Raw genomic sequence first — 23,371 nt, forward strand, 5'->3', positions numbered from 1 at the left:
ATTACAGCGACGACCACCAGGTCTCGTCGATGCTGCCGGATGCCACCAGGACGGACGGCCCGCGCAGGGTCGCCTTGCCCGCGTCGATGTCGACGACGACCTCCCCGCCGGGGACCCGGACCCGCACCTCCCCGTCGGATCGGCCGGCTGCCCGCAGCGCGGCCATCGCCGCGGCGACGGTGCCGGTGCCGCAGGACCGGGTCTCCCCCACCCCGCGTTCGTGCACGCGCATGTCGACGGCGCCGTCGGCGAGCGGGGTGAGGATCTCGACATTCACCCCGTCGGCAAAGAACGCGGCATCGAACTGCGGCGGCGCGGTCAGGTCGAGCGCGGCAAGCGACTCCGCGGTCAGGTCCTTCACCACGCACGCCAGGTGCGGGTTGCCGACGTCGATGCCGAGCCCGGTGAACTCGGTGCCGTCGACGGTCGCCGTCGAGGGTCCCAGTTCCCGGACCAGACCCATGTCGACGGTCACCTGGGCGGTCGCCCCCGCGAGGCGGTGCACCACCACCGGGCGTGCCCCGGCCCGGGATCCGACGACGAACTCGTCGGCAAGTTCGAGGCCCGACGCCCGCAGGAAATGCGCGAAGACCCGGACCCCGTTGCCGCACATCTCGGCGATCGATCCGTCCGCGTTCCGGTAATCCATGAACCAGTCGTCGACCCCGACGCCCTTCGGCAGGGCGTCGAGCACGCCCGCCTCCTTGAGCACCCCGGCGCGCGCGACGCGCAGCACCCCGTCGGCGCCGAGTCCCCGGCGCCGGTCGCACAGCGCCGACACCCGGGCCGGGCCAAGGTCGATCGTCGCCTCCAGGTCGGGCAGCAGCACGAAATCGTTCTCGGTGCCGTGCCCCTTGCTGAACTGCATGGCGGTGGTCGGGGCGACCGCGGTCATCGATGCGGCGGCGCCGAACAGGCTCATCCGGGCGGCCAGGTGGTCGGCGATGTTCATCGGATGCCCTCCCGGTCGTGACGGGCCGCACCGCGACCGCTCGCGGCAGCGGTTCGCTGCCGCGTGATCTCGTACAGACACACCGCGCCGGCCGACGGCGCGCCAAGCGAACTCGCGGCACCGCCGATCGGGATGCTGGCGGTGACGTCGCAGGCGCCGCGCCAGGCCGCGCTCATGCCACGGGTCTCGTTGCCGATCACCAGGATCGTTCCACCTCTCAGGTCGTGGTCGGCGATCGTGACACCGCCGTGCTCGTCGGTGCCCACGATCTGCAACTCCATCTTCTGGCGGTCACGGAACGCGACCACCTCGTCAGGATCTGCGGCGGTGTACACCGGCATCGCGAACAGCGAACCGGTGGACGCGCGCACACTCTGCGGATCGAACGGGTCCGCGGCGTGCCCGGTGACCACCACCGCGTCCGCCCCGAACGCGTCGGCGCTGCGGATCAGGGTACCCAGGTTGCCCGGTGACGACGGCCGGTCGAACACCACGATCAGCGGGGCCCGCTCGGACCGGGTCACGGTCAGCGTCGACACCGGGCGGGTCCGGGTCTTCCCGACCGCGATCAGCTCCGGCGCCGACTCGGCCCGCTCCCCCAACTCGGCGAGCAGCTCCCCCGCGACCCCGACCGAGTCCCCGGCCCATCCGGCGAGGACGCCCCTGGCCCATTCCGACAGCGGCGGCCCGTCCACCCGGTACAGCAGCGTCTCGATCGGCCAGTCGTTGTCGAGGGCGAGGGTCAGCGGACGGACGCCCTGGATCAGGAATCGGCCCGCCTTCGTCCGCTTCGCGCGGGTGGTCAGGTACGACTGCCACTGTTGGAAGCTGGCGTTGCGCACCGTCACCTTGCGCATCCCGGTCGCGTCGCGGGCTCCGCTGCGCGGCGGTCCCCCCGCCGCCCGGGGGGTGGTCTTCTTCGTCACTGCATCTCCGTCTGCTTCTCGACAATCGTCAGGGCCGCATCGATCAGGTCGGGTCGGGCCGCGTCGAGCCACTGCACCCGGCGATCCCGTCGGAACCAGGACCGCTGCCTGCGCACGTACCGCCGGGTTCCGATCAGGGTCCGCTCGCGGGCCTCGTCGAGGTCGTACTCGCCGTCCACCGCGGCGAGCACCTGCGCGTACCCGATCGCGCGGCGCGCGGTGACCCCGACCCGGAGCCCTCCCGCCACCAACTCCGCCACCTCGTCCACGAGACCGGACGCGAACATCGCCCTGGTCCGCTGGTCGATCCGCTCGTCCAGTTCGGCGGTGTCGCGGTCGACGCCGAGGACGACCGTCCCCCACCGCGGCTCACCGATCGTCGGCGCGGACGCCGCGAACGGCCGCCCGGTCAGTTCGACCACCTCCAGCGCGCGGACCATGCGGCGGCCGTCGGTCGGCAGGATCGTGGCGGCGGCAGCCGGGTCGACGCGGGTCAGCTCCGCGTGCACACCGGCGACCCCCTGCTCCGCGAGCACCGCCTCCCACCGGGCCCGCACCCGCGGATCCGTCGCCGGGAACTCCCAGTCGTCGAGCAGCGACTGCACATACATCATCGACCCGCCGACGATCACCGGCACGGCCCCCCGCGCGGCGATCGCCTCCACGTCGGCCCGCGCGGCCAGCTGGTATCGGGCCACCGTCGCGGTCTCGGTGACGTCGAGGACGTCGAGCTGATGGTGCGGGATGCCCCGCCGCTCCGCGACCGGCAGCTTCGCGGTGCCAATGTCCATCCCGCGGTACTGCTGCATCGCGTCGATGTTCACGATCTCGCCGCCGAGCCGCTCGGCCAGCGCGAGCCCGAGGTCGGACTTGCCGGTCGCGGTCGGGCCGAGCACCGCGATCGGGCGCACGCTTCCCGTCACGGCAGCCACATCCCCACGTGATAGCCGACCCCGTAGGGGGCGCCCTGGTAGTCGGTGCGGCACCGGGCGGGTGGGCCACCGAACAGCGCGGCCAGCGCCTGCCACGCCGGGCGGCCCGCGATCCCGAGGCCGGTGCAGATGACCGGGTCCAGTGCGGCGAGATGGTCGACGTCGCCGGAGCGGAGCGCGCGGTCGAGGTCGGCCTGCGCGGCGGGGGCACGGTCGTCGAAGGAGCCGGGCGCCTTCGCGGTCAACGTTGCCGCACCGTCGGCGACCACCAGCACGCCCCGCGGCCGGGGATCCGCGTCCAGCCGGGCCCGCAACCGGCGGCCAAAGTCGACGCAGGACGCCGGTGGGGTGTCCGCGCTGAGGACGACCGTGTCGAACTCCGCGTCGGGTGCCGCCCTGCCGCGCAGCCATCCCGCCGTCAGCGTCGCGAGGGGCAGGGTCGGGTCCGCGACGCCATGCTCGCCTGCCGCCCCCGACGCCACCCGCACGTCAGCGCCGTAGCCGCGAAAGGTTCCCCGCACCCCCGCCGCGACCTCGGTGTCCGTGTCCCCGACCCCGATCACCGTCCACACCGCCGCCAGTCTCCCCAGCTCGCCAGCGACGGCGACGCTCGCGGCCCGGAGGTCGGCGGTCTCCGCGGCCGCCGCGCCCGCCAGTTCGGGAAGCAGCAGGGGCGGCGAGGAAACCAGTGCGGCGGCGGTGAACACACCGCCCAAGGTAGTCGCCCCGTGTCGACGGTCCGCGACCAGATCGACCCCGCACCGCCGCACAATCCCGACTCTCGCGGTCCGAACTGTTTCAATGGTCGTAGACACCTCGTTCCGGGTTGAATGGAACCAGCGCGCACCGACGAGCGGATCGGCGTGCGACGAGCGAGGCAGCGGCAGCCGTGACGCGCGGCAGAGATGAGGAGTCATGACCGACACCAGCGCACCCAAGCCCGGCGCCCCGAAGCCGGGCACGCCCAAGCCGGGCGCCCCGAAGCCGGGCACGCCCAAGCCCGGTGCGGCCAAACCCGGTCCCGCGAACATCGCTGCCCACGCCGCCGTGCACGCCCCGGCCGCAACACCCCCGAGCGACCCGAGTCGATTCGGGCGGGTCGACGAGGACGGCACCGCGTGGGTCACCACCGCCGACGGCGAACGCCAGATCGGGTCCTGGCAGGCAGGCGACGCCGCCGAGGGGCTGGCCCACTTCGGCCGCCGGTACGACGACCTGGCCACCGAGGTCGGACTGCTCGAGGCCCGCCTGACCTCCGGCACCGGCGACGCCCGCCGCACCCGGACCGCCGCCGTCGCCCTGGCGGAGACCCTGCCGACCGCCGCCGTCATCGGGGACATCGACGCCCTCGCGACCCGCCTCGACGCCGTCATCGCCGGATCGCAGGAGGCCGCCGAGGCGGAGAAGGCCGAACGCGATCGCGATCGCGAGGAGCACGCCCACCGGAAGGAGGAGTTGGCCGCCGAGGCGGAACGCATCGGCGCCGAGTCCACCCAGTGGAAGGCCGCGGGCGACCGACTCCGCGAGATCCTCGACGAGTGGAAGTCGATCCGCGGTGTCGACCGCAAACTCGACGATGCCCTGTGGAAGCGGTACTCGAAGGCACGGGAGGCGTTCAACCGGCGCCGCGGGGCCCACTTCGCCGAACTCGACCGCGAACGCGCCGCCGCCAAGACCCGCAAGGAGGAACTCTGCCAGCGCGCCGAGGACCTGCAGGAGTCGACCGACTGGGGCCCGACGGCGGCCGCCTTCCGTGACCTGCTCGCCGAATGGAAGGCATCCGGACGCGCCCCGCGGGAGGCCGACGACGCGTTGTGGAAGCGGTTCAAGGCCGCGCAGGACGTGTTCTTCGGCAATCGCAACGCCGCCGCGTCCGAGCGGGACGCCGAGTTCGAAGGCAACGCGGCCGCGAAGGAGGACCTGCTCAAGGGCGTGCACATCGATCCGAGTAAGGGCCTCGACGCCGCCCGCTCCGCGCTCCGGGACCTGCAGGAGAAGTGGGACGAGATCGGCAAGGTCCCCCGCGAGAAGATGCACGACCTCGAAGGTCGACTGCACGCCATCGAGAAGACGGTCCGCGACGCCGCCGACTCCCAGTGGCGGCGCACCGACCCCGAGGCGATGGCCCGCGCCGCCCAGTTCCGGGAGCGGGTCGCCCAGTTCGAGGAGCAGGCAGCGAAGGCGACGGCCGCAGGCAAGGCCAAGGACGCGGAGAAGGCCCTCGCCCAGGCCAAGCAGTGGCGCGAATGGGCCGACGCCGCCGAGGGCGCCGTCAGCGACAGATAGACGGCACCGCCGTCAGCGACCGATAGACGGCACCGCCGTCAGCGACCGATAGACGGCGCCTGCCAATAGGTCACGCGTCCGGCCGACGACTCACCGTCGTCGGCCGGACCGAATGACTGACGCGCGCCGCGCCGTGTCGGGTCGCCGCTCCCGCTCGGGGTCAGCGATCGCCCCACAGCAGTTGGTCGCCGCGCTCCGCGGTCTGCCGCCTGCGCTCCTCCTCTGCGGCCAGCTGGATCGCGGTGCGCTGCCACACCACGTGCACCCAGTGGAACGTCAGCACCATGATCAGGATCCAGCCGAGGATCAGCCCGATCCCGGGACCGGCGCCGGGTGAGTTCGCGTCCAGGGTCTGCCTGGACCAGATCGCCAACATCCCGAACACGCTCGCGACGGCAGATCCGGCGACCGCGACCCAGGCCAGCGCCCAGCGGCGGGTGGCCAGTGCGAGCATCGCGAACACCACGCCGAACACCAGCGTCAACCACACGAAGACCCGCGACGGCAGCGCAATGTCCTCGGCGAGGGCCACCTCGTTCCCCGCGAGGACGTCCCATCCCTTCGCGGCACCGGTGTGCGGGAGCGCGAACGTACCCGCGAGCAGCAGGACGCCGACGGCGACGACCAGGGCCCGCATGCCGGGGTCGATCTCGCGGGCCACCTTCCTCTCGGCGGCGTCGATGTCCTTCCGGAACTGTTCGCTGGGGTCGGCGGGCTGGTTGTCGCTCATGCTCCACATCCGGTCACGGTCGGCAGCGGTGCGGGCGCACCGATCTGCGGGAGCCCCAATCCGATACCGATCGGCGGGGTCTTGGGGGTGATGCCACGTTCGTGCGAGTCGCCGGCACGGGTGCGCCGATGGGTGAGGACGGCGTCGTCGGCGACCAGGTGATGGGGTGCGGCCCCGGTGACGGCGACCGTGACGACGTCACCGGGACGGATTCCGCCGTCGAGGTTGCCGTCCGGCCGGAAGTGCACCAGCCTGCCGTCGCGGGCGCGGCCGCTCATCCGCTGTGTCTCGGCGTTCTTGCGGCCCTCGCCTGCCGCCACGAGCAGCTCGACCTCGGTGCCGACCAGTTTGCGGTTCTCCTCGAGCGTGATCTGCTCCTGCAGTGCGATCAACCGGTCGTAGCGTTCCTGCACGACCGCCTTCGGCAGCTGCCCGTCCATCTCGGCGGCCGGGGTGCCGGGCCGCTTCGAGTACTGGAACGTGAATGCGCTGGTGAACCGCGCCTGCCGGACGACGTCGAGGGTGGCCTGGAAGTCCTCCTCCGTCTCACCGGGGAACCCGACGATGATGTCGGTGGTGATCGCGGCGTGCGGCATCGCGGCCCGCACCTTCTCGATGATGCCGAGGAACTTGGCGGCGCGGTACGAGCGGCGCATCGCCTTGAGGACGCGATCCGACCCGGACTGCAGCGGCATGTGCAGCTGCGGGCACACGTTCGGGGTCGCCGCCATCGCCTCGATCACGTCGTCGGTGAACTCGGCCGGGTGCGGGGAGGTGAACCGGACCCGCTCGAGGCCGTCGATCTCGCCGCAGGCGCGCAGCAGCTTCGCGAACGCGCCCCGATCCCGGGGGATCTCCAGGTCGGCGAAGGAGACGCCGTACGCATTGACGTTCTGGCCGAGCAGGGTGACCTCGAGGACGCCCTCGTTCACCAGCGCCTGCACCTCGGCGAGAATGTCGCCGGGGCGGCGGTCCACCTCCTTGCCGCGCAGCGCGGGCACGATGCAGAAGGTGCAGGTGTTGTTGCAGCCGACGGAGATCGACACCCAGCCGGAGTAGGCGGAGTCCCGCTTGGCGGGCAGCGTGGACGGGAACGCCTCGAGCGAGTCGATGATCTCGACCTGCGCCTCGTCGTTGTGGCGGGCGCGTTCCAGCAGCACCGGCAGCGACCCGATATTGTGGGTGCCGAACACCACATCCACCCAGGGCGCCTTCTTGACCACGGTGTCGCGGTCCTTCTGCGCGAGGCAGCCGCCGACCGCGATCTGCATGCCCGGGTGCGCGTCCTTCGTCGGGCGCAGGTGGCCGAGGGTGCCGTACAGCTTGTTGTCGGCGTTCTCGCGGACCGCGCACGTGTTGAACACGAGCAGGTCGGGGTCCGAGCCGGGCGCGGCCTTGGTGTACCCGGCGTCCTCGAGCAGACCGGACAGCCGCTCCGAGTCGTGCACGTTCATCTGGCAGCCGAAGGTGCGGACCTCATAGCTGCGCGATGCGGGGGTGTCTTGGTCGATCGTGTCCACCAGTCCAGGGTACGGGCCCGCGCGGGCCGCACCGAACGGCACCGTCAGGCCGACCCGGCTCCGCCCTGCCGCATCGTCGGCGCCGCCGCAACGCCGGTGCGGACGGCCTCCGCGGCCAGGCTCGGGGCGTGCGTCATTCGCCGGTGCATGGCCACCGCGATCCGCTCGCCCTGCTGCTTCGCCCGGTCCGCGATCGGCCCGGTGAACGCCTCGTCGACGGACTCGTGCCACAACTGGAGCCAACGGTCGAAGTGCTCGGCCCCGAACGGGTGCCGGTCATGCGCGTTCTGATGGATCCGGAACAGGCTGCCCCGGTAGGTGCCCGCCGCGAACAGCAGCGTCTCCCAGAAATCGCACATCACCGGCAGATGCGACTCAAGCCCCTGCTCCCGCACCTCGGTGAATGGTTCCGCGAGCAACTCGTCGACGAGGGCACGGCCGTAGAATCGGCGCAGCAGGGTGCCGATGTCGGCTCGGTCAGCGATGTCCGCGCGCACGGCACTCCCCCTTCACGATGCTGGCCGCCGTCACCGTGCCCGCTCGTCAGAACGGATTCCACCAGCGGATGAACACTATGTACAGATTCGTGGGGAAGGAGAACTCCCAGTCCGATCCCATGTACGGCAGGTTCGGCAGATTTCCCTGCATCGGTGCCCCCTCACGCGCGACTGCGCTCGACCTCTGACGCCGACGTCCGGTGCCGGACACCGGCGTGGGACTCGGCGCGCATCCGGTCGGACATGTGCGGGTAGTGCAACTCGAACGCGGGCCGCTCCGAGCGGATCCGGGGCAGCTCGGTGAAGTTGTGCCGCGGCGGCGGGCAGGTCGTCGCCCATTCGAGGGAGTTGCCGTAGCCCCACGGGTCGTCGACCGTGACGACCTCGCCATAGCGGTAGCTCTTGAACACGTTCCACAGGAAGGGCAGCGTCGAGGCGCCGAGCACGAACGCGCCGAGCGTCGAGATCGTGTTCAGTGTCGTGAAGCCGTCCGACGGCAGGTAGTCCGCGTAGCGACGCGGCATGCCCTCATTGCCGAGCCAGTGCTGCACCAGGAAGGTGGCGTGGAAGCCGAGGAAGGTCAGCCAGAAGTGCCACTTGCCGAGGCGCTCGTCGAGCATCCGGCCGGTCATCTTCGGGAACCAGAAGTAGATGCCCGCGTAGGTGGCGAACACGATGGTGCCGAACAGCACGTAGTGGAAGTGCGCGACCACGAAGTACGAGTCGGTGACGTGGAAGTCGAGCGGCGGGCTGGCGAGCAGGACCCCGGACAGGCCGCCGAACAGGAACGTGACGATGAAGCCGACGGAGAACAGCATCGGCGATTCGAACGTCAACTGCCCCTTCCACATGGTGCCGATCCAGTTGAAGAACTTCACGCCGGTCGGGATCGCGATCAGGAACGTCATGAACGAGAAGAACGGCAGCAGCACCGCGCCGGTGGCATACATGTGGTGCGCCCACACCGCCATCGACAGTGCCGCGATCGACATCGTCGCGAACACCATCCCGGTGTACCCGAACAGCGGTTTGCGGCTGAACACCGGGATCACCTCGGTGATGATCCCAAAGAACGGCAGCGCAACGATGTACACCTCGGGATGCCCGAAGAACCAGAACAGGTGCTGCCACAGCAGGTTCCCGCCATTAGCCGGATCGAACAGGTGGGCACCGAGATGCCGGTCCACGAACACCCCGAGCAACGCCGCGGTCAGGATCGGGAACGCGAGCAACACCAGGATCATCGTGATGAGGATGTTCCAGGTGAAGATCGGCAACCGGAACATCGTCATGCCGGGGGCGCGCAGGCAGACCACGGTGGTGATCATGTTGACGCCGCCGAGAATGGTGCCAACACCCGCGACCGCGAGACCCATGATCCACAGGTCCGCGCCGACACCGGGCGAGTGCACCGCGTCGGTCAGCGGGCTGTATGCGGTCCAGCCGAAGTCGGCGGCACCGCCGGGAGTCACGAAGCCGGCCATCACGACCAACGCGCCGAACAGGTACAGCCAGTAACTCAGCGCGTTCAGTCGCGGGAACGCGACGTCGGGGGCGCCGATCTGCAGCGGCAGGATGTAGTTCGCGAAACCGAACACGATCGGCGTCGCATACAGCAGCAGCATCACCGTGCCGTGCATCGTGAACAGCTGGTTGAACTGCTCGTTCGACAGGAACTGCATGCCGGGCAAGGCCAACTCGGTGCGCATCAGCAGCGCCATCAGGCCGCCGGCGAGGAAGAAGGCGAACGACGTCACCAGGTACATGACGCCGAGCATCTTCGGGTCGGTGGTGGTGATCATCCGGTAGACATAGGACCCCTTGGGCCCCAGGCGGGCCGGGAACGGCCGGGACGCCGCGACACCCGGCGTCGGGGACACCGCGGTCATCGCCGCCGCCCCGCCCGGCGGAGTCGATCGGAACTCGGGTACGCGTACGTCATGAAGCCCCCTCGGCAGGCCGTGGTCGTACCGATCCAGTAAACACCCGTCCGGCGATCCCCACCCGGCTTCGGGGCCGGATTTCGCGCAGCCCCACCAATCCGTTGCCTTGGTAAAGGTTCCGTTACGTCGACGGGCCGACGTCACGCAAACACCCGGATTCCGCCTGCCCAGCACCTAGGGTCGACGACTATGACGAACGCGGGTGAATCGGGCGCGGGCGCACCCACCGCCACCGCACGGGCCATGATCTCGATGTCCGGGGTGCAGAAGCACTTCGGTGATCTGCACGTGCTGCGCGATATCGACCTCGAGGTCCCCACCGGGCAGGTGGTGATCGTGGTCGGGCCGTCCGGCTCCGGGAAGTCGACCCTGTGCCGCACGATCAACCGGCTCGAACCCGTCGACGAGGGGGTCATCGCCGTCGACGGTCGCGAACTGCCCGAGGAGGGCAAGGCGCTTGCCGCGCTGCGCGCCGACGTCGGGATGGTCTTCCAGTCGTTCAACCTGTTCGCGCACAAGACGATCCTCGAGAACGTCATGCTCGCCCCGGTCAAGGTCCGGAAGATGAGCAAGTCCGATGCGCGGGCCAGGGCCGTCGAACTGCTCGACCGGGTCGGCATCGGCAACCAGGCCGACAAGTACCCGGCCCAGCTGTCGGGTGGCCAACAGCAACGGGTGGCGATCGCCAGGGCCCTGGCGATGAACCCGAAGGTGATGCTGTTCGACGAACCGACCTCGGCGTTGGATCCCGAGATGGTCAGCGAGGTCCTCGACGTGATGACCAGCCTCGCGAAGGAGGGCATGACGATGCTCGTCGTCACCCACGAGATGGGCTTCGCCCGCAAGGCGGGCGACCGGGTGCTGTTCATGGCGGACGGCCAGATCGTGGAGGACACCGACCCGGACACGTTCTTCACCGCACCGTCATCGGCCCGCGCCAAGGACTTCCTCGGCAAGATCCTCGGTCACTGACAGCACGGACCGAGCACCCGACCGCACTTCCCGTTGCCCGACCCGAAGGAGAGGAACACATGAGGATCACCCGTGCGCTGCGAGTCGGGGTCGGCGTGCTCGCCGTCGCCGCCGTCGCGACCGCCTGCGGCGGCGACGAGCAGAGGAGCGCCGTGCAGAGCGCCGAGTCCGGCACGCTCACGGTCGGCATCAAGTTCGACCAGCCCGGCCTCGGCCTGCGCAACCCGGACGGCACGTTCAGCGGCTTCGACGTCGACGTCGCCACCTATGTTGCCGGCAAGCTCGGTGTGCAGCCGTCCGGGATCACGTTCAAGGAGTCCCCGTCCGCGCAGCGGGAGACGCTGATCCAGAACGGCGAGGTCGACTACGTGGTCGCGACCTACTCGATCACCGACGCCCGCAAGGAGAAGGTCGACTTCGCCGGGCCCTACCTGACCACCGGGCAGTCCCTGCTGGTGCGCGCCGACAACACCGACATCACCGGGCCCGACTCGCTCAACGGCGGCAAGAAGCTGTGCTCGGTCACCGGCTCCACCCCGGCGCAGAACGTCAAGGACACCTACGCCAACGAGGTGCAGTTGCAGGAGTTCGACACGTACTCGGCGTGCGTGGAGGCCCTGCGCAACGGCGCCGTCGACGCGGTGACCACCGACGCGATCATTCTCGCCGGCTACGCCGCCCAGTACCCGGGCCAGCTGAAGGTGGTCGGTGACACCTTCACCACCGAGAACTACGGCATCGGCCTTGCCAAGGGCGACGACGAGACCCGCGCCAGGATCAACGACGCGATCGAGGCGATGATCGCGGACGGATCGTGGCAGGCGGCGCTGGAAAAGAACGTCGGCCCGTCCGGATACCCGATCCCCGCGCCCCCGACCGTCGACCGCTACTAGGAGGCGCTCCGCGCCCGTGCGTGAGTTTCACCCCGATGGGGGTAAAAATCACGCACGGTGCGCGGGGACGAAGAAGGAACGTCCGTGAACCTGCTCACCAAGTACGGGGATCAGCTGATCTCCGCGTTCTGGACGACGATCGAATTGACCGTGCTCGCCGCGATCGGTGCCCTCGTCATCGGCACCGTGCTGGCCGCGATGCGGGTGTCGCCGGTGCCGGTGGCGCGGTGGCTCGGGGCCGCGTACGTGACCGTGTTCCGGAACACCCCGCTGACGCTGATCGTCATCTTCTGCTCGTTCGGCCTCTATCAGACGATGGGTGTTCGACTCTCGCCGGAGAACTCACCGACCTTCCTGGTGGACAACAACTTCCGGCTCGCGGTGCTCGGCCTGAGCGTCTACACCGCCGCCTTCGTGTGCGAGTCGCTGCGCGCCGGCATCAACACCGTCCACGTCGGGCAGGCCGAGGCGGGCCGCTCCCTCGGTCTCACGTTCGGGCAGAACCTGCGGCTGATCGTGCTGCCGCAGGCGTTCCGGGCGGTGATCGCACCGCTCGGCAGCGTGCTGATCGCCCTGACCAAGAACACCACGATCGCCTCGGTGATCGGCGTCGCGGAGGCCTCGCTGCTGATGAAGACGATGATCGAGAACGAGGCCGCGATCTTCGTCGTCGGCGGCATCTTCGCGCTCGGCTTTGTGATCCTGACGCTGCCGATGGGTCTGCTGTTCGGGTATCTCGGCAAGCGGTTGGAGGTGGCCCGATGAGCACCGGGGCAACGGTCCTCTACGACGCGCCGGGTCCCCGGGCCCGCAGGCTCCACCGCCTCGGGTCGGTCGTTGCCGCCGCGGTGCTCGTCGCCGTCGGATACCTCGTGTACCGCGCCCTCGACGGGAAGGGGCAGTTGACGGCGGAGAAGTGGGAGCCGTTCCTCGAGTCCTCGTCGTGGACGACGTACCTCGTCCCCGGCATCCGCGGCACCCTGATCGCGGCGGCGGTGTCGATCGTGCTGGCGCTGCTGCTCGGCGTCCTGCTCGGCGTCGGGCGACTGTCGGAACATCGGGCGGTCCGCGTGGTCTCCGGGGTGATCGTGGAAGTGTTCCGGGCAATCCCGGTGCTGATCCTGATGATCTTCGCGTACCAGGTGTTCGCCGACTACCAGGTGTTCAAGTCGACCTACCTGGCGCTGGCCGCGGTCATCACCGGCCTGACCCTCTACAACGGGTCGGTGATCGCGGAGATCGTGCGCGCGGGCATCGCCTCGCTCCCGAAGGGGCAGTCGGAGGCCGCGCGGGCGCTGGGCATGCGCAAGAGCCTGATCATGCGGAGCATCCTGCTGCCGCAGGCGATCGCGGCGATGCTGCCCGCGATCATCTCGCAGATGGTGGTTGCGCTGAAGGATTCCGCGCTCGGCTACCTCATCGGGTACGTCGAGGTGGTCCGGTCCGGCCAGCAGCTCGGCGCGTTCTACGGCAACTACCTGCCCGCACTGCTGGTGGTCGCGGCGATCATGATCGTGCTGAACTCGGCGCTGTCCGCACTGGCGACGTACGTCGAGAGGCGGTTGCGCAGCGGACGGAAGGGGCGCCCGGCGGCCACGCCTGCGGTACCGCCCGCCGCGCCGGGCATGGACCTGACCGCAAAGGTGTGATGACCGGGGAAGGTGCGGCGCGGCCGGTCCCGCCGCGGTGGTGGCGGGCGACCGTCGCCGCGGTGTCGGTGCTCGTCGCGACGGCCTGCGCGGTGATCCTGTGGGCGTTCGTGCCGCCGGTCGTCTACTTCCCGTTCGTGGCGCTGGCCGGGTGGGCGTTGATGATCCTGGGTGCGGTCTGGCTGGCGCTCACCCTGGTCCGGTTCTGACCCGGCGGACGGGGACGGCCCGCCGGGCCCGCGCGGCGTGGACCGTCACCCGGCGTCGAGACCCTCGTCATCCGAACCGGCCCGCGCGAGTTCGGTCTTCACCACGTCGAAGCACATGCCCTGCGGATAGCCGCGGCGGGCGAGCATCGACACCAGCCGCCGGACGAGTCGGTCGCGGTCGCTGCTGCGACCGCCCGGTCCGTCGACCTCGAAGTCGAGGGATGCGGTGCGCAGCTTGCGCCGCACCAGTTCGGTGGCCCGTTTACGTTCGTCGTCGACGTCGATGCGGTCGAGCGCGGTCGCCGCGATGTCCGGCGCGACCCCCTTGGTGCGCAACTCCATCGCCAGCGCCCGCTTGCCCTTGCCGGAATAGGTGTGCCGGGAGTGCACCCACTGCGCCGCGAACGCGGCGTCGTCGACGAGACCCACCTCGGTGAGCCGGTCGAGCACCCCGACGATCACGTCGGGGTGGTAGCCCTTGTCGGTGAGCTTGGTGGCCAGTTCCGTGCGGCTGCGCGCGCGGTCGGTCAGGAGGCGCAGGCACAGGTCCTTCGCCTGCGCCTCCTGCTCGGCAGGACTGCGGGAGCCCACGTCGGCGGCGGCGCGTCTCGCCGCGCCGGCACCGGATCGTCGCGACTCATCGGCCCGGCGACGGGACGCCCGCGGGCGGTCGTCCTGTTCCATGGGCGGTGTCCTAGAAGTCGGCGGGTGCGTCGCCCGCGTCCTCGGCGGTCACGTCGGCGCCGATGCCCAGCTTCTCCTTGATCTTCTTCTCGATCTCGTCGCGGATGTCGGTGTTCTCCAGCAGGAACTTGCGGGCGTTTTCCTTGCCCTGCCCCAGCTGGTCACCCTCGTAGGTGAACCACGACCCCGACTTGCGGATGAAGCCGTGCTCGACACCCATGTCGATCAGCGAGCCCTCCTTGGAGATGCCCTGGCCGTAGAGGATGTCGAACTCGGCCTGCTTGAACGGCGGCGAGACCTTGTTCTTGACGACCTTGACGCGGGTGCGGTTGCCGACCGCGTCGCCGCCGTCCTTGAGGGTCTCGATACGGCGCACGTCCAGTCGCACCGACGAGTAGAACTTGAGCGCCTTGCCGCCGGTGGTGGTCTCCGGCGAACCGAACATCACACCGATCTTCTCGCGCAGCTGGTTGATGAAGATGGCGGTGGTGCCCGAGTTGTTCAGGGCACCCGTCATCTTCCGCAGCGCCTGGCTCATCAGTCGGGCCTGCAGACCGACGTGACTGTCGCCCATCTCGCCCTCGATCTCGGCGCGGGGCACCAGCGCGGCCACCGAGTCGACGACGATGATGTCGAGGGCGCCGGAGCGGATCAGCATGTCCGCGATCTCCAGCGCCTGCTCACCGGTGTCCGGCTGCGAGACCAGCAGGGCGTCGGTGTCGACGCCGAGCTTGCGGGCGTACTCGGGGTCGAGCGCGTGCTCGGCGTCGATGAACGCCGCGACACCGCCTGCGGCCTGCGCGTTCGCCACCGCGTGCAGCGCGACGGTCGTCTTACCCGAGGACTCCGGGCCGTAGATCTCGACGACGCGCCCGCGCGGCAGGCCGCCGATCCCGAGCGCGACGTCGAGGGCGATGGACCCGGTGGGGATCACCGAGATGGGCTGGCGCGCCTCCTCACCGAGACGCATCACCGAGCCCTTGCCGAAGTTCTTGTCGATCTGCGCCAGTGCGAGCTCGAGCGCCTTGTCGCGATCGTGTGCCTGTGGTGCCATCGGTTCTCCTTAGTCAGGAACTCGTGTGTCGTCAGGAGCTCGCGTGTCGAGCGGCCCGATTTCCGGGCGGCCCGATGTTCGAGCGGGGTCTCACTGTGTTGTGGTCACCGTAGACGGGGACACCGACAAACTCTGCCGACGCGACCTGACGAGCACACCCCCAGCATAGGGGAACACCTGTTCGAGTCAATGGCCCGGGATGGGCGTGTCGGCGCCAACGCCGCAACTACCAGCGGCTTCGTGGCACCTCGAACTCGACGCAGAGCGCACGCCACACCTCACGCGGTTCCCGACCGGCCTCGATGGCCTGCGCGGCGGTCCTGCCACCCAGGCTGAGCAGCACGTGGTCCACCAGCAGGGATTCGCCGTAGAGTCGGCCGAACTCGCCGTGTACCAGTTCATTGAACTCGGTCAGTCGCACGGACCAACGGTAACGCGTGCCGCCGTCCGGCCATCAGGCCCGCCCGCCCGCCGCGCGATCATGGCAGGGTCGATCCAGCGGCGGCGGCCGCCCGGCACACCGCGACCGGGTCGGCAACCTCGCCCGCGGTCGCCGCGGCCGCGGCCGCCGCCGCCGCGAACGACGGGTCGTCCAGCATCCTCAGCACCGCCCCGCGCAGGGCATCGCCCGACAGCGGCCGCACCACCAGGGCGCTGCCCTGCCTGGCCGCACGGTTCGCCAGCTCCCACTGGTCCCCGCCGCCGGGAACGGTCACCGCGGGCACCCCGGCGAGGAGCGTCTTGGCGAGCATGCCGTGACCGCCGCCGCAGACCACCACCGACGCGTCGGCCAGCAGCGCGTCCTGACGCCCCAGCCCAGCGCTGGCCCAGGACGGCAGGTCCGCAGGAGGGGTGTCGAGCATGGAGGCGACCACCCGCACCCCGGTGCCGTCGAGCGCCGCCAGCGCGATCTCGAGCATGCCCTCGGCTCCGGTGTGCGCGGTCGACGGCGCGATCATCACCAACGGCCCGTCGCCGGGCGGCGGGGCGAGGAGGTCCGCGGTCGGCTCCCACAGCAGCGGCCCGACCACCTGCGCGTTGTCTGGCCAGTCCGGCCGGGGCACCTCCAGGGCGGGCAGGGTCGCGATCAGCCGCGCGACCGGCCCCGGATCCTCGGCGGGCAGACCGACGCCGACCCTCGCCTCGGAGCGCTGCCGCAGACCCTGCTTGATCGACCGGCCGGTCGCCGCCCGCATCAGCCGGTCGCGGGCCCGACCACGCAGCCCCTCCCCCGGCGCCAGGCCACTGCCGATCGGCGGCAGGCCCGTCGACGGCGCGTACAGCGGATGCGGTGACAACTCCACCCACGGCACGTCGAGCCGTTCGGCGGCCATCCCGCCGCCCGCGGTGAGGATGTCGGAGACCACCAGTTCGGGCAGCATCGCGCTCAGCTCGGGCAGGATCTCGGTGGAGATGTACGCCGCCCGGGTATGGATCCGCGCCCCCGCGTCGAGGTCGTCGTCCTCCGGCCGCGGCGCGAGACCCTTGAGCCTGCGCGCCGAGATCCCCGCCGCGCGCGCGGTGTCCAGCCAGCGATCACCGGTGAACAGCACCGGATCATCGCCCGCGGCAATCAGTTTCAGGCACAGGGCGATGGCGGGGATGGCATGACCGGGATCGGGTCCGGCGACGACGGCGACGCGCATCCGACCAGGGTGCCATAGGCCCCGCTCAGCCCGTGACGAGTGGGCCGACTGTGGCAGGCGATTCGGCGGCGGCACCCGCCTCGTCGTCGCCGACGCTAGATCTCCATGCCCGCGTCGGCGCCCATCTGCATGGTGGTGTTCGCCCCGTCGAGGCTCTCGCGGATGATGTCGGCGTGCCCGGCGTGCTGGGCCGTCTCCCGCAGGATGTGCATGAGGATTTTCAGCCCACTCCACCATTGACGCTGCGGCGCCCACGGCGCGGTCGGCAGCGGGACCGGCTCGGTGAGGTCGAGGTCGCGGACCGCGGCCTCGGTCTCACGGGCCACCACGACATAGTCCGCGAGCAGCGCCTCAAGGGTCTCGTCCGACCCGACCGTCCACGACTGCATCGCGGAGTCCATGTCGAACTCGGCGGCCTCGTCCCGCTCGACCAGGGTCCGAATCCAGCCGCGCTCGGTGCCGGTGACGTGCTTGAGCAGGGCGATCAGCGTCAACTCGCTGGCCGTTGACCGGGTGCGGGCCCCCGCGTCGTCGAGGCCCCGGAAGGTGATCAGGAAGGTGCTGCGCTGCTCGGCGAGCAGGTCGAGGATGTCGGTCGTGGCAGTGCTCTGCGGATCGGTGGTCATGGTGTGCGTCGCTCCCGAACGTCGGTACAGCCGTGTCGAACCGGACGCCCCACCGTACGACCTCGCACCGACAATGTTCAGCCGAGCGCGGCCACCGCCGCGTCCCGTGCGCGGTCCCGGTCGGCGGGGACCAGACCGATCCGGGTTCGGCGGTCAAGGAGGTCGTCGACGTCCAGCGCCCCTTCGCTGCGGACCGCGAACACCAACTCGGCGTGGCTGACGTCGATCCCGTCGGCCACCCGATCGAGGGGCCCGGCCGCGGCGACGCTGCCCGCCTCGGCTCCGTACCGGTCGATCAGCGACGCGGGCAACCCGGTCGGTGCCGCACCCGCACCGACCACCGGCAGATTCCTCGTGACACACGCCCCGGCCGCGAGGCCCCCGGCCAGGATCGCGGCATCGACCGCGTCCTGCGCCATCTTCCGATAGGTGGTCAGCTTCCCGCCGACGACACTGATCACCCCGGCGCCCGAGGTGAGGACCGCGTGGTTGCGGGACAGGTCCGCGGTCGCACCGTCCCCGGTGTCGAGCAGGGGCCGCAGGCCCGCGTAGCTGGCGAGCACGTCGCTGCGGGTCAGGTCGCCCCCCAGCGCAGTGTTGACGGTGGTCAACAGGAAGTCGATCTCGGGCTCGGTGGCCACCGGGACGTCGGGGATCTCCCCCGGTGCCGCCTCGTCGGTCAGCCCGAGGTAGACCCGACCCAGCTGCGCGGGCAACGCGAACACGAAGCGGTTCGTCTCGCCGGGAATGGGGACGGTGAGCGCCGCCGTCGGGTTCCCGAGTCGCTCCGCGGAGAGCACCAGGTGGGTGCCGCGGCTGGGTTTGAGCGCGATGTCGGGGTCGACCTGCCCGGCCCACACCCCGGCGGCATTGACGACCGCGCGGGCCCGCACCGTGAGCTCCTCCCCGGTCAGCTCGTCCCGGAGCCGCGCACGATCACCGGTGACGTCGTACGCCCCGACCCGGGTAAGGATCTTCGCGCCGTGCCCGGCCGCCGTGCGGGCGATCGCGACGACCAGTCGCGCGTCGTCGACGAGCTGGCCGTCGTATGCGAGCAGGCCGCCGCGCAGGCCGTCCCGGCGCACCGCTGGCGCGAGGGCGATCGCCGCGGCCGACCCGACGCGCCGGGAGCGCGGCAGCACCGACGCGGGGGTGCCGGCGGTCGCCCGCAGCGCATCGCCGGCGAGGAATCCGGCCCGCACCAGCGCCTTCTCGAATCGCCCGACGGACGGCAGTAGCGGCACCAGCTGCGGCAGCGCCCGGATCAGGTGCGGCGCAGTCCGGGTCATCAGGATGCCGCGTTCGACGGCGCTCTCCCTGGCGATGCCAACGTTCCCGCTCGCGAGGTACCGGAGTCCGCCGTGCGCGAGCTTCGAACTCCATCGACTGGTCCCGAAGGCCAGGTCACGGCGTTCGACGAGGACGGTCCGCAGTCCGCGGGACGCGGCGTCCAGCGCGACCCCGACCCCGGTGATCCCGCCGCCGATCACCAGCAGGTCGATCGGATCCCCGTCACCGAGCTCGGACAGTTCCCGCGCTCGGCGGTCGGCATTGAGGGCGGTCGGGGCGTTGAGGTGCACGGTGAACTCCTGATCCGGGATGTCAGACGGACGGTGCGGTCAGATAGGCGTCGACGGCGACGGTCAGCTCCCCGATCAGCGCGTCGGGCGGGAGCAGGTCGGCGACCATTCCGGCGGACTGGACCGCCGACTGCGTCATCAACAGCAGCATCGTCGCGAGGGCGACGGGGTCGCCTGCCCGGACCGAGCCGTCCGCCTGGCCGGCAACGAGCGCGGGGACGAGATGGTCGATGATCGCGCGCTGACTGGTGCCGAGCCGCTCGACAATGTAGGTGATGAGCAGTTCGGGGTCGGATCGGAGGATCTTCACAAACAGGGGGTGATGCCGCACCGCGTCCGCCATCTGCGCGACCGCGGCAACGAGTTGGGCGCGCATCGGGCCAGCACCGGACGGTGCCGGGACCGCGAGCCCGATCTCGCGGGTGAGCAGATCCCCCACCACTGCGCGGGTGTCGGGCCAGCGCCGGTAGACGGTCGGCCTGCTCACGCCGGCCCGCCGGGCGATCTCCGCGAGCGTGGTGCGCCGCAGGCCGAACTCGAGGACGCAGGTCCGGGCCGCGTCGAGGATCTGGTCGTCGACGCACCGGGCCGCCGCGGTGTCACTGCTCACGCGTTCACATTTCCCCGGTCGAGATCAGCGTTACGAATAGACATTGTGTGTAACACTGTAACGCATGATCGACTTCACAGCACCCGAGCACCCGGCGACCGAGGCCCCCGTCATGGAGTGGGACGCCTGGGGAGTCGGCGAGTTCCGCAAGCAACTCTCCCCGCAGGTCCTGTCCCTGCTCGGGGCGGCGCTCGGGGTCGACGCGGCGCAGGCCGCCGCCCCCGCCGAGTCCGACGTCGTGCTGCGGCCCAGCTCCCTCACCGACGCGCACCGCCGCGCGCTCAAGGACCTGCTCGGATCCGACAACGTCCGCGCCGACTCCGCGATCCGGCTCCGCCACGCGGGCGGAAAGTCCACACCCGACCTGTTGCGCCGCAAGGACACCGCGGCGCAGGACGCCCCGGACGCGGTGGTCCTGCCCGCCTCCCACGAGAACGTCCTCGCCCTCCTGCAGTGGTGTGCCAGGAACACGGTCGCGGTGGTCCCGTTCGGCGGCGGCACCAGCGTCGTCGGCGGACTCGACCCGGTCCGCGGCGGCTTCGACACGGTGATCGCGGTGGATCTGCGGCGCCTGAACGCGCTCGTCGACCTCGATCCGGTGTCCGGGATCGCGACCCTGCAGGCGGGTGTGACCGGACCGCAGGCGGAGGAACTGCTCGGGGTGCACGGCTTTTCGCTCGGCCACTTCCCGCAGAGCTTCCAGTTCGCGACGATCGGCGGATTCGCCGCGACCCGCTCGTCCGGGCAGGCGTCCGCGGGCTACGGCCGGTTCGACGACATGGTGCAGCACCTGCGGGTTGCGACCCCGGCAGGCACCCTCAGCCTCGGCCGCGGCCCGGCGTCGGCCGCGGGACCGGACCTGCGCGAGCTGCTCGTCGGCTCGGAGGGCACCTTCGGCGTCATCACGGAGGTCACCGTCCGGGTGCACCCGGTGCCCGCGACCACCGCCTACCGCGCCTGGTCGTTCCCCGACTTCGAGACCGGCGCGCACGCACTGCGGACGGTGGTCCAGACCGGCGCCGCACCGACGGTGATGCGCCTGTCGGATGAGGCGGAGACCGGCATCAACCTGGCGCTGGCCGGGGACATCGGTGGCGAGAGCCCCACGTCGGGATGCCTGGCCATCACCACGTTCGAGGGCACCGAGGCGCACGTGCGGGCCCGCTCCGAGGAGGCGGGCGCCCTGCTCGCCGCCGCAGGCGGAACCGACCTCGGCGACGGGCCCGCCCGATCCTGGGAGCACGGCCGCTTCTCCGCCCCCTACCAGCGCGATGCACTGCTGAACGCGGGCGCGGTCGTCGAGACCCTGGAGACGGCGACCACCTGGTCCAACCTGGCGACCCTCCGCGACGCCGTCACCACGGCCCTCACCGAATCCCTGACCGCGCAGGGCACCGCGCCCCTCGTGATGTGCCACATCTCGCACACCTACCCGACCGGCGCGTCGCTGTACTTCACGGTCGTGTGCGCGCAGGCCGCGGATCCGCTGGTCCAGTGGTCAGCGGCCAAGCGCGCCGCGGGCGATGCCATCGTCGCGGCGGGCGGAACGATCACCCACCATCACGCCGTCGGCCGGGATCACCGCCCGTGGATGGCGGACGAGGTCGGCGAGCTCGGTGCGAGCGTCCTGCAGGCGGTCAAGGACGCGCTCGACCCCGTCGGCATCCTCAACCCCGGCAAGCTGATCCCATGAGATCGGTGACGGTGCTGACGAACCCGCACGCCGGCGGCGGACACCCGCACGAGGTGGCCGCGGCCGCGACGGCGCGCCTGCGCGAGCGGGGCATCGACATCACCGCGATCGAGGGCGGCTCCCCTGCCGAGGCCCTGCAGCTGGCCCGCGCCGCGGTCGAGGCAGGCACCGACGCCCTCGTCGCGGTCGGCGGCGACGGGCTGATCAACATCGCCTGGCAGGCGGTCGCGGAATCCGGGGTGCCGCTGGGCATCATCCCCGGCGGGACCGGCAACGACCATGCCCGACTGTTCCACATCCCGGTCGACGACCCGGTCGCGGCGGCGGACATCGTCGCCGAGGGCGAGACGGCCGACGTCGACCTCGGACGGGTCACCGTCGGCGCGGCCGCGCACTGGTTCGGCACGGTGCTGTGCGGCGGTTTCGATTCCCTCGTCACCGAACGGGCGAACCGGATGCGCTGGCCGCGGGGCCCGATGCGCTACAACCTCGCGATGCTCGCGGAACTGGCGAGCCTGCGGGCGATCCCGTATCGGATCGTGCTCGACGACCGCACCCTCGATCTGGACGCGGCGATGGTCTCGATCGGGAACGGCACCTCGTACGGCGGCGGGATGCTCATCGCGCCGGACGCGAGCCTGACCGACGGACTGTTCGACGTCGTCGTCATCGCTCCGGGCAGCCGATGGAAGCTGGTCCGGCTGTTCCCCACCGTCTACAAGGGGACCCACGTGTCGCTCGACGAGGTGCGGGTCTTCCGCTCCGCCTCGGTGCGGGTGGAGGCGGCGGGTATCACCGCGTACGCGGACGGGGAACGGATCGCGCCGCTGCCGATCGACGTCCAGACCGTTCGGGGGGCCGGGCGCGTCATCGTCGGCGCTCCGGTCCACTGACCCACGCCCCAGGATTGAATGGGGGTTCAGGTGCCACCGTGCCGCCGGAAATGCGCCATGAACCCCCATTCACCGCATCGCGGCGGGCGGGTCAGAACGAGAACAACTCGAACCCAACCGCCCGCGGCGCCGGGAATCCGGGCTTCGGACCGGTTGCCATCTCCACCTGCGCGGCGGCCTGCTCCGCGACCGGGACGTCGCTGAGCGCGGCGAGGTAGCGGGCATGCTCGGCAAGGGACGCGACCGCGAGGTCGACCGTTGCCGTCACGTCAGCGGCGTGCGTGTGCCCGGACGGCCCGGTCACCGCCGCCCACCGCACACCCGACCAGCGCGGTTCGGGCAGGTCCGGGAAGATCCACTCGTTCGCGGCGTCCGCGATCGCGTCCAGTGCGGCCAACCCGACGGCCCGGTGGTCGGCGCTGTTGCGGCGTCCGGGGACCACGGCCTCGTGATGAGTCAGGGTGACGACGATCTCGGGCCGGTGCCTGCGGATCGCCCCGGCGATCGCGGCGCGCAGCGCCGGGCCGTACTCGACGGTGCCGTCCCGGAGGCCGAGGAACTCGACCTCGGTGACCCCGACGACCCGGGCGGACCGGAGTTGCTCCGCCTCCCGCAGCGGTCCGCACTCGGCGGGCGGGACCCCCTCGATCCCCGCCTCCCCCCGCGTGACGAGGACGTAGCGGACGTCCTTGCCCTGCGCGGTCCACCGGGCAACGGCCGCCGCGCAGCCGTATTCGATGTCGTCGGGATGCGCGACGATCACCACGCCGCGCTGCCAGTCCTCGGGAATCGGTTCGATCGTGGGCTCCATGCCAACGAGCATGCCGCCGGATACCGGTTCGGGTGGCGAGACGCGCCCGGGCAGCACGCCTAGATCTTCGTGACCTTCTGCGAGTCCGAATCCGAGAACGCCTTGACCAGCAGGTACACACCGAACACCACGGCGCTGACGGCGAGGATCCAGAACAGGCCCTTCACCAGCACCCCGACCAGGGCCAGTGCGATCCACACCAGCGCAACGACACCGAGAATCTTCCAGAACACGATGGTTCTCCGTTTCTTGCGGGCCGAACCAC

25 protein-coding genes are annotated in these 23,371 nt (G+C 70.8%); 8 read left to right on the forward strand and 17 right to left on the reverse strand.

From position 1 onward, the window contains the following. Position 1 precedes the first annotated feature (1 nt). The 4 genes from dapF to ACWF62_RS09550 all read right to left on the reverse strand — a co-directional run bounded on the left by dapF (position 2) and on the right by ACWF62_RS09550 (position 3,517). A complete protein-coding gene (gene dapF, locus ACWF62_RS09535; RefSeq protein WP_378508857.1) occupies positions 2-868 on the reverse strand; it encodes a diaminopimelate epimerase in 867 nt (288 codons plus the stop codon). An 80-nt stretch (positions 869-948) separates the two neighbouring features. Further along, entirely contained in the window at positions 949-1,809 is an 861-nt protein-coding gene (locus tag ACWF62_RS09540) for a TrmH family RNA methyltransferase (protein WP_378508858.1), read from the reverse strand. Positions 1,810-1,874: 65 nt separating this feature from the next. Continuing rightward, complete coding sequence (gene miaA, locus ACWF62_RS09545) at positions 1,875-2,810, reverse strand: tRNA (adenosine(37)-N6)-dimethylallyltransferase MiaA (protein WP_378508784.1); 936 nt, start codon at positions 2,808-2,810, stop codon at positions 1,875-1,877. Then, on the reverse strand, positions 2,798-3,517 hold the full coding sequence (locus tag ACWF62_RS09550) for a hypothetical protein (protein WP_452629936.1): 720 nt from the start codon (positions 3,515-3,517) through the stop codon (positions 2,798-2,800). The genes miaA and ACWF62_RS09550 overlap by 13 nt, the downstream gene beginning before the upstream one ends. A 208-nt stretch (positions 3,518-3,725) precedes the next feature. On the opposite strand from ACWF62_RS09550, the gene ACWF62_RS09555 reads away from it, so the two are divergent. Next, positions 3,726-5,096 carry a DUF349 domain-containing protein gene (locus ACWF62_RS09555; protein ID WP_452629937.1) on the forward strand — a complete coding sequence of 457 codons (1,371 nt, stop codon included), beginning with the start codon at positions 3,726-3,728 and terminating at the stop codon, positions 5,094-5,096. A gap of 160 nt (positions 5,097-5,256) precedes the next feature. Here the strand turns inward: ACWF62_RS09555 and ACWF62_RS09560 are convergent, their stop codons facing one another. From ACWF62_RS09560 to ctaD, 4 genes are all read right to left on the reverse strand, one after another. After that, positions 5,257-5,826: an Rv2732c family membrane protein gene (locus tag ACWF62_RS09560; RefSeq protein WP_378508787.1), complete on the reverse strand. Its 570-nt coding sequence runs from the start codon at positions 5,824-5,826 to the stop codon at positions 5,257-5,259. Next, the gene (miaB, locus tag ACWF62_RS09565) at positions 5,823-7,346 is read right to left on the reverse strand and encodes a tRNA (N6-isopentenyl adenosine(37)-C2)-methylthiotransferase MiaB (protein WP_378508788.1); all 1,524 of its coding nucleotides are present in this window, start codon (positions 7,344-7,346) and stop codon (positions 5,823-5,825) included. The genes ACWF62_RS09560 and miaB overlap by 4 nt, the downstream gene beginning before the upstream one ends. A 44-nt stretch (positions 7,347-7,390) precedes the next feature. After that, positions 7,391-7,843 (reverse strand): group III truncated hemoglobin, encoded by a 453-nt coding sequence (locus ACWF62_RS09570; protein ID WP_378508789.1) that lies wholly within the window; start codon positions 7,841-7,843, stop codon positions 7,391-7,393. A gap of 161 nt (positions 7,844-8,004) precedes the next feature. After that, positions 8,005-9,732, reverse strand: a complete 1,728-nt coding sequence (gene ctaD, locus ACWF62_RS09575) for an aa3-type cytochrome oxidase subunit I (RefSeq protein WP_378508790.1) — start codon at positions 9,730-9,732, stop codon at positions 8,005-8,007. Between the two features lie 297 nt (positions 9,733-10,029). Between ctaD and gluA the strand changes: the two genes are divergently transcribed. The 5 genes from gluA (at position 10,030) to ACWF62_RS09600 (ending at position 13,509) form a co-directional block, all read left to right on the forward strand. Beyond that, positions 10,030-10,758, forward strand: coding sequence for a glutamate ABC transporter ATP-binding protein GluA (gene gluA, locus ACWF62_RS09580; protein ID WP_378508859.1), 729 nt, complete (start codon positions 10,030-10,032; stop codon positions 10,756-10,758). Between the two features lie 59 nt (positions 10,759-10,817). Then, the gene (locus ACWF62_RS09585; protein WP_378508791.1) at positions 10,818-11,651 is read left to right on the forward strand and encodes a glutamate ABC transporter substrate-binding protein; all 834 of its coding nucleotides are present in this window, start codon (positions 10,818-10,820) and stop codon (positions 11,649-11,651) included. An 84-nt stretch (positions 11,652-11,735) separates the two neighbouring features. Then, positions 11,736-12,416 carry an amino acid ABC transporter permease gene (locus ACWF62_RS09590; protein WP_378508792.1) on the forward strand — a complete coding sequence of 227 codons (681 nt, stop codon included), beginning with the start codon at positions 11,736-11,738 and terminating at the stop codon, positions 12,414-12,416. After that, positions 12,413-13,300 carry an amino acid ABC transporter permease gene (locus ACWF62_RS09595; RefSeq protein WP_378508793.1) on the forward strand — a complete coding sequence of 296 codons (888 nt, stop codon included), beginning with the start codon at positions 12,413-12,415 and terminating at the stop codon, positions 13,298-13,300. The genes ACWF62_RS09590 and ACWF62_RS09595 overlap by 4 nt, the downstream gene beginning before the upstream one ends. Beyond that, positions 13,300-13,509 (forward strand): hypothetical protein, encoded by a 210-nt coding sequence (locus tag ACWF62_RS09600; protein ID WP_378508794.1) that lies wholly within the window; start codon positions 13,300-13,302, stop codon positions 13,507-13,509. The genes ACWF62_RS09595 and ACWF62_RS09600 overlap by 1 nt, the downstream gene beginning before the upstream one ends. A 45-nt stretch (positions 13,510-13,554) precedes the next feature. Here the strand turns inward: ACWF62_RS09600 and recX are convergent, their stop codons facing one another. The 7 genes from recX to ACWF62_RS09635 form a co-directional block, all read right to left on the reverse strand. Continuing rightward, entirely contained in the window at positions 13,555-14,193 is a 639-nt protein-coding gene (gene recX / locus ACWF62_RS09605) for a recombination regulator RecX (RefSeq protein ID WP_378508795.1), read from the reverse strand. Between the two features lie 10 nt (positions 14,194-14,203). Next, on the reverse strand, positions 14,204-15,247 hold the full coding sequence (recA, locus tag ACWF62_RS09610) for a recombinase RecA (protein WP_378508796.1): 1,044 nt from the start codon (positions 15,245-15,247) through the stop codon (positions 14,204-14,206). Between the two features lie 226 nt (positions 15,248-15,473). Further along, positions 15,474-15,668, reverse strand: a complete 195-nt coding sequence (locus ACWF62_RS09615; RefSeq protein ID WP_378508797.1) for a DUF3046 domain-containing protein — start codon at positions 15,666-15,668, stop codon at positions 15,474-15,476. Between the two features lie 58 nt (positions 15,669-15,726). Next, positions 15,727-16,893, reverse strand: a complete 1,167-nt coding sequence (locus ACWF62_RS09620) for a glycosyltransferase (RefSeq protein ID WP_452629939.1) — start codon at positions 16,891-16,893, stop codon at positions 15,727-15,729. Between the two features lie 95 nt (positions 16,894-16,988). Beyond that, positions 16,989-17,519, reverse strand: coding sequence for a DinB family protein (locus ACWF62_RS09625; protein WP_378508799.1), 531 nt, complete (start codon positions 17,517-17,519; stop codon positions 16,989-16,991). A 77-nt stretch (positions 17,520-17,596) separates the two neighbouring features. Beyond that, entirely contained in the window at positions 17,597-19,099 is a 1,503-nt protein-coding gene (locus ACWF62_RS09630) for a glycerol-3-phosphate dehydrogenase/oxidase (RefSeq protein ID WP_452629940.1), read from the reverse strand. 22 nt (positions 19,100-19,121) lie between these two features. After that, positions 19,122-19,709 carry a TetR/AcrR family transcriptional regulator gene (locus ACWF62_RS09635; RefSeq protein ID WP_378508801.1) on the reverse strand — a complete coding sequence of 196 codons (588 nt, stop codon included), beginning with the start codon at positions 19,707-19,709 and terminating at the stop codon, positions 19,122-19,124. A gap of 64 nt (positions 19,710-19,773) precedes the next feature. Between ACWF62_RS09635 and ACWF62_RS09640 the strand changes: the two genes are divergently transcribed. Together ACWF62_RS09640 and ACWF62_RS09645 are read left to right on the forward strand one after the other, a co-directional pair. Beyond that, positions 19,774-21,402 carry an FAD-binding oxidoreductase gene (locus ACWF62_RS09640; RefSeq protein WP_452629941.1) on the forward strand — a complete coding sequence of 543 codons (1,629 nt, stop codon included), beginning with the start codon at positions 19,774-19,776 and terminating at the stop codon, positions 21,400-21,402. Then, on the forward strand, positions 21,399-22,295 hold the full coding sequence (locus ACWF62_RS09645; protein ID WP_378508803.1) for a diacylglycerol kinase: 897 nt from the start codon (positions 21,399-21,401) through the stop codon (positions 22,293-22,295). The genes ACWF62_RS09640 and ACWF62_RS09645 overlap by 4 nt, the downstream gene beginning before the upstream one ends. A gap of 91 nt (positions 22,296-22,386) precedes the next feature. Here the strand turns inward: ACWF62_RS09645 and ACWF62_RS09650 are convergent, their stop codons facing one another. Together ACWF62_RS09650 and ACWF62_RS09655 are read right to left on the reverse strand one after the other, a co-directional pair. Beyond that, positions 22,387-23,094 (reverse strand): PIG-L deacetylase family protein, encoded by a 708-nt coding sequence (locus ACWF62_RS09650; RefSeq protein WP_378508860.1) that lies wholly within the window; start codon positions 23,092-23,094, stop codon positions 22,387-22,389. Between the two features lie 71 nt (positions 23,095-23,165). Beyond that, entirely contained in the window at positions 23,166-23,339 is a 174-nt protein-coding gene (locus ACWF62_RS09655) for a hypothetical protein (protein ID WP_378508804.1), read from the reverse strand. Between the last annotated feature and the right edge of the window lie 32 nt (positions 23,340-23,371).

The organism is Rhodococcus sp. NPDC054953 (assembly GCF_053609225.1).

Bases quoted from the DNA above. Each gene is read 5' to 3' on its own strand.
- dapF (WP_378508857.1), bottom strand. From the start codon at position 868: ATGCAGTTCAGCAAGGGGCACGGCACCGAGAACGATTTCGTGCTGCTG.
- recA (WP_378508796.1), bottom strand. From the start codon at position 15,247: ATGGCACCACAGGCACACGATCGCGACAAGGCGCTCGAGCTCGCACTG.
- ctaD (WP_378508790.1), bottom strand. From the start codon at position 9,732: ATGACCGCGGTGTCCCCGACGCCGGGTGTCGCGGCGTCCCGGCCGTTC.
- ACWF62_RS09560 (WP_378508787.1), bottom strand. From the start codon at position 5,826: ATGAGCGACAACCAGCCCGCCGACCCCAGCGAACAGTTCCGGAAGGAC.
- ACWF62_RS09645 (WP_378508803.1), top strand. From the start codon at position 21,399: ATGAGATCGGTGACGGTGCTGACGAACCCGCACGCCGGCGGCGGACAC.
- ACWF62_RS09540 (WP_378508858.1), bottom strand. From the start codon at position 1,809: ATGCGCAAGGTGACGGTGCGCAACGCCAGCTTCCAACAGTGGCAGTCG.
- ACWF62_RS09555 (WP_452629937.1), top strand. From the start codon at position 3,726: ATGACCGACACCAGCGCACCCAAGCCCGGCGCCCCGAAGCCGGGCACG.
- ACWF62_RS09595 (WP_378508793.1), top strand. From the start codon at position 12,413: ATGAGCACCGGGGCAACGGTCCTCTACGACGCGCCGGGTCCCCGGGCC.
- ACWF62_RS09585 (WP_378508791.1), top strand. From the start codon at position 10,818: ATGAGGATCACCCGTGCGCTGCGAGTCGGGGTCGGCGTGCTCGCCGTC.
- gluA (WP_378508859.1), top strand. From the start codon at position 10,030: ATGATCTCGATGTCCGGGGTGCAGAAGCACTTCGGTGATCTGCACGTG.
- ACWF62_RS09640 (WP_452629941.1), top strand. From the start codon at position 19,774: ATGATCGACTTCACAGCACCCGAGCACCCGGCGACCGAGGCCCCCGTC.
- ACWF62_RS09620 (WP_452629939.1), bottom strand. From the start codon at position 16,893: ATGCGCGTCGCCGTCGTCGCCGGACCCGATCCCGGTCATGCCATCCCC.
- ACWF62_RS09600 (WP_378508794.1), top strand. From the start codon at position 13,300: ATGACCGGGGAAGGTGCGGCGCGGCCGGTCCCGCCGCGGTGGTGGCGG.
- ACWF62_RS09625 (WP_378508799.1), bottom strand. From the start codon at position 17,519: ATGACCACCGATCCGCAGAGCACTGCCACGACCGACATCCTCGACCTG.
- recX (WP_378508795.1), bottom strand. From the start codon at position 14,193: ATGGAACAGGACGACCGCCCGCGGGCGTCCCGTCGCCGGGCCGATGAG.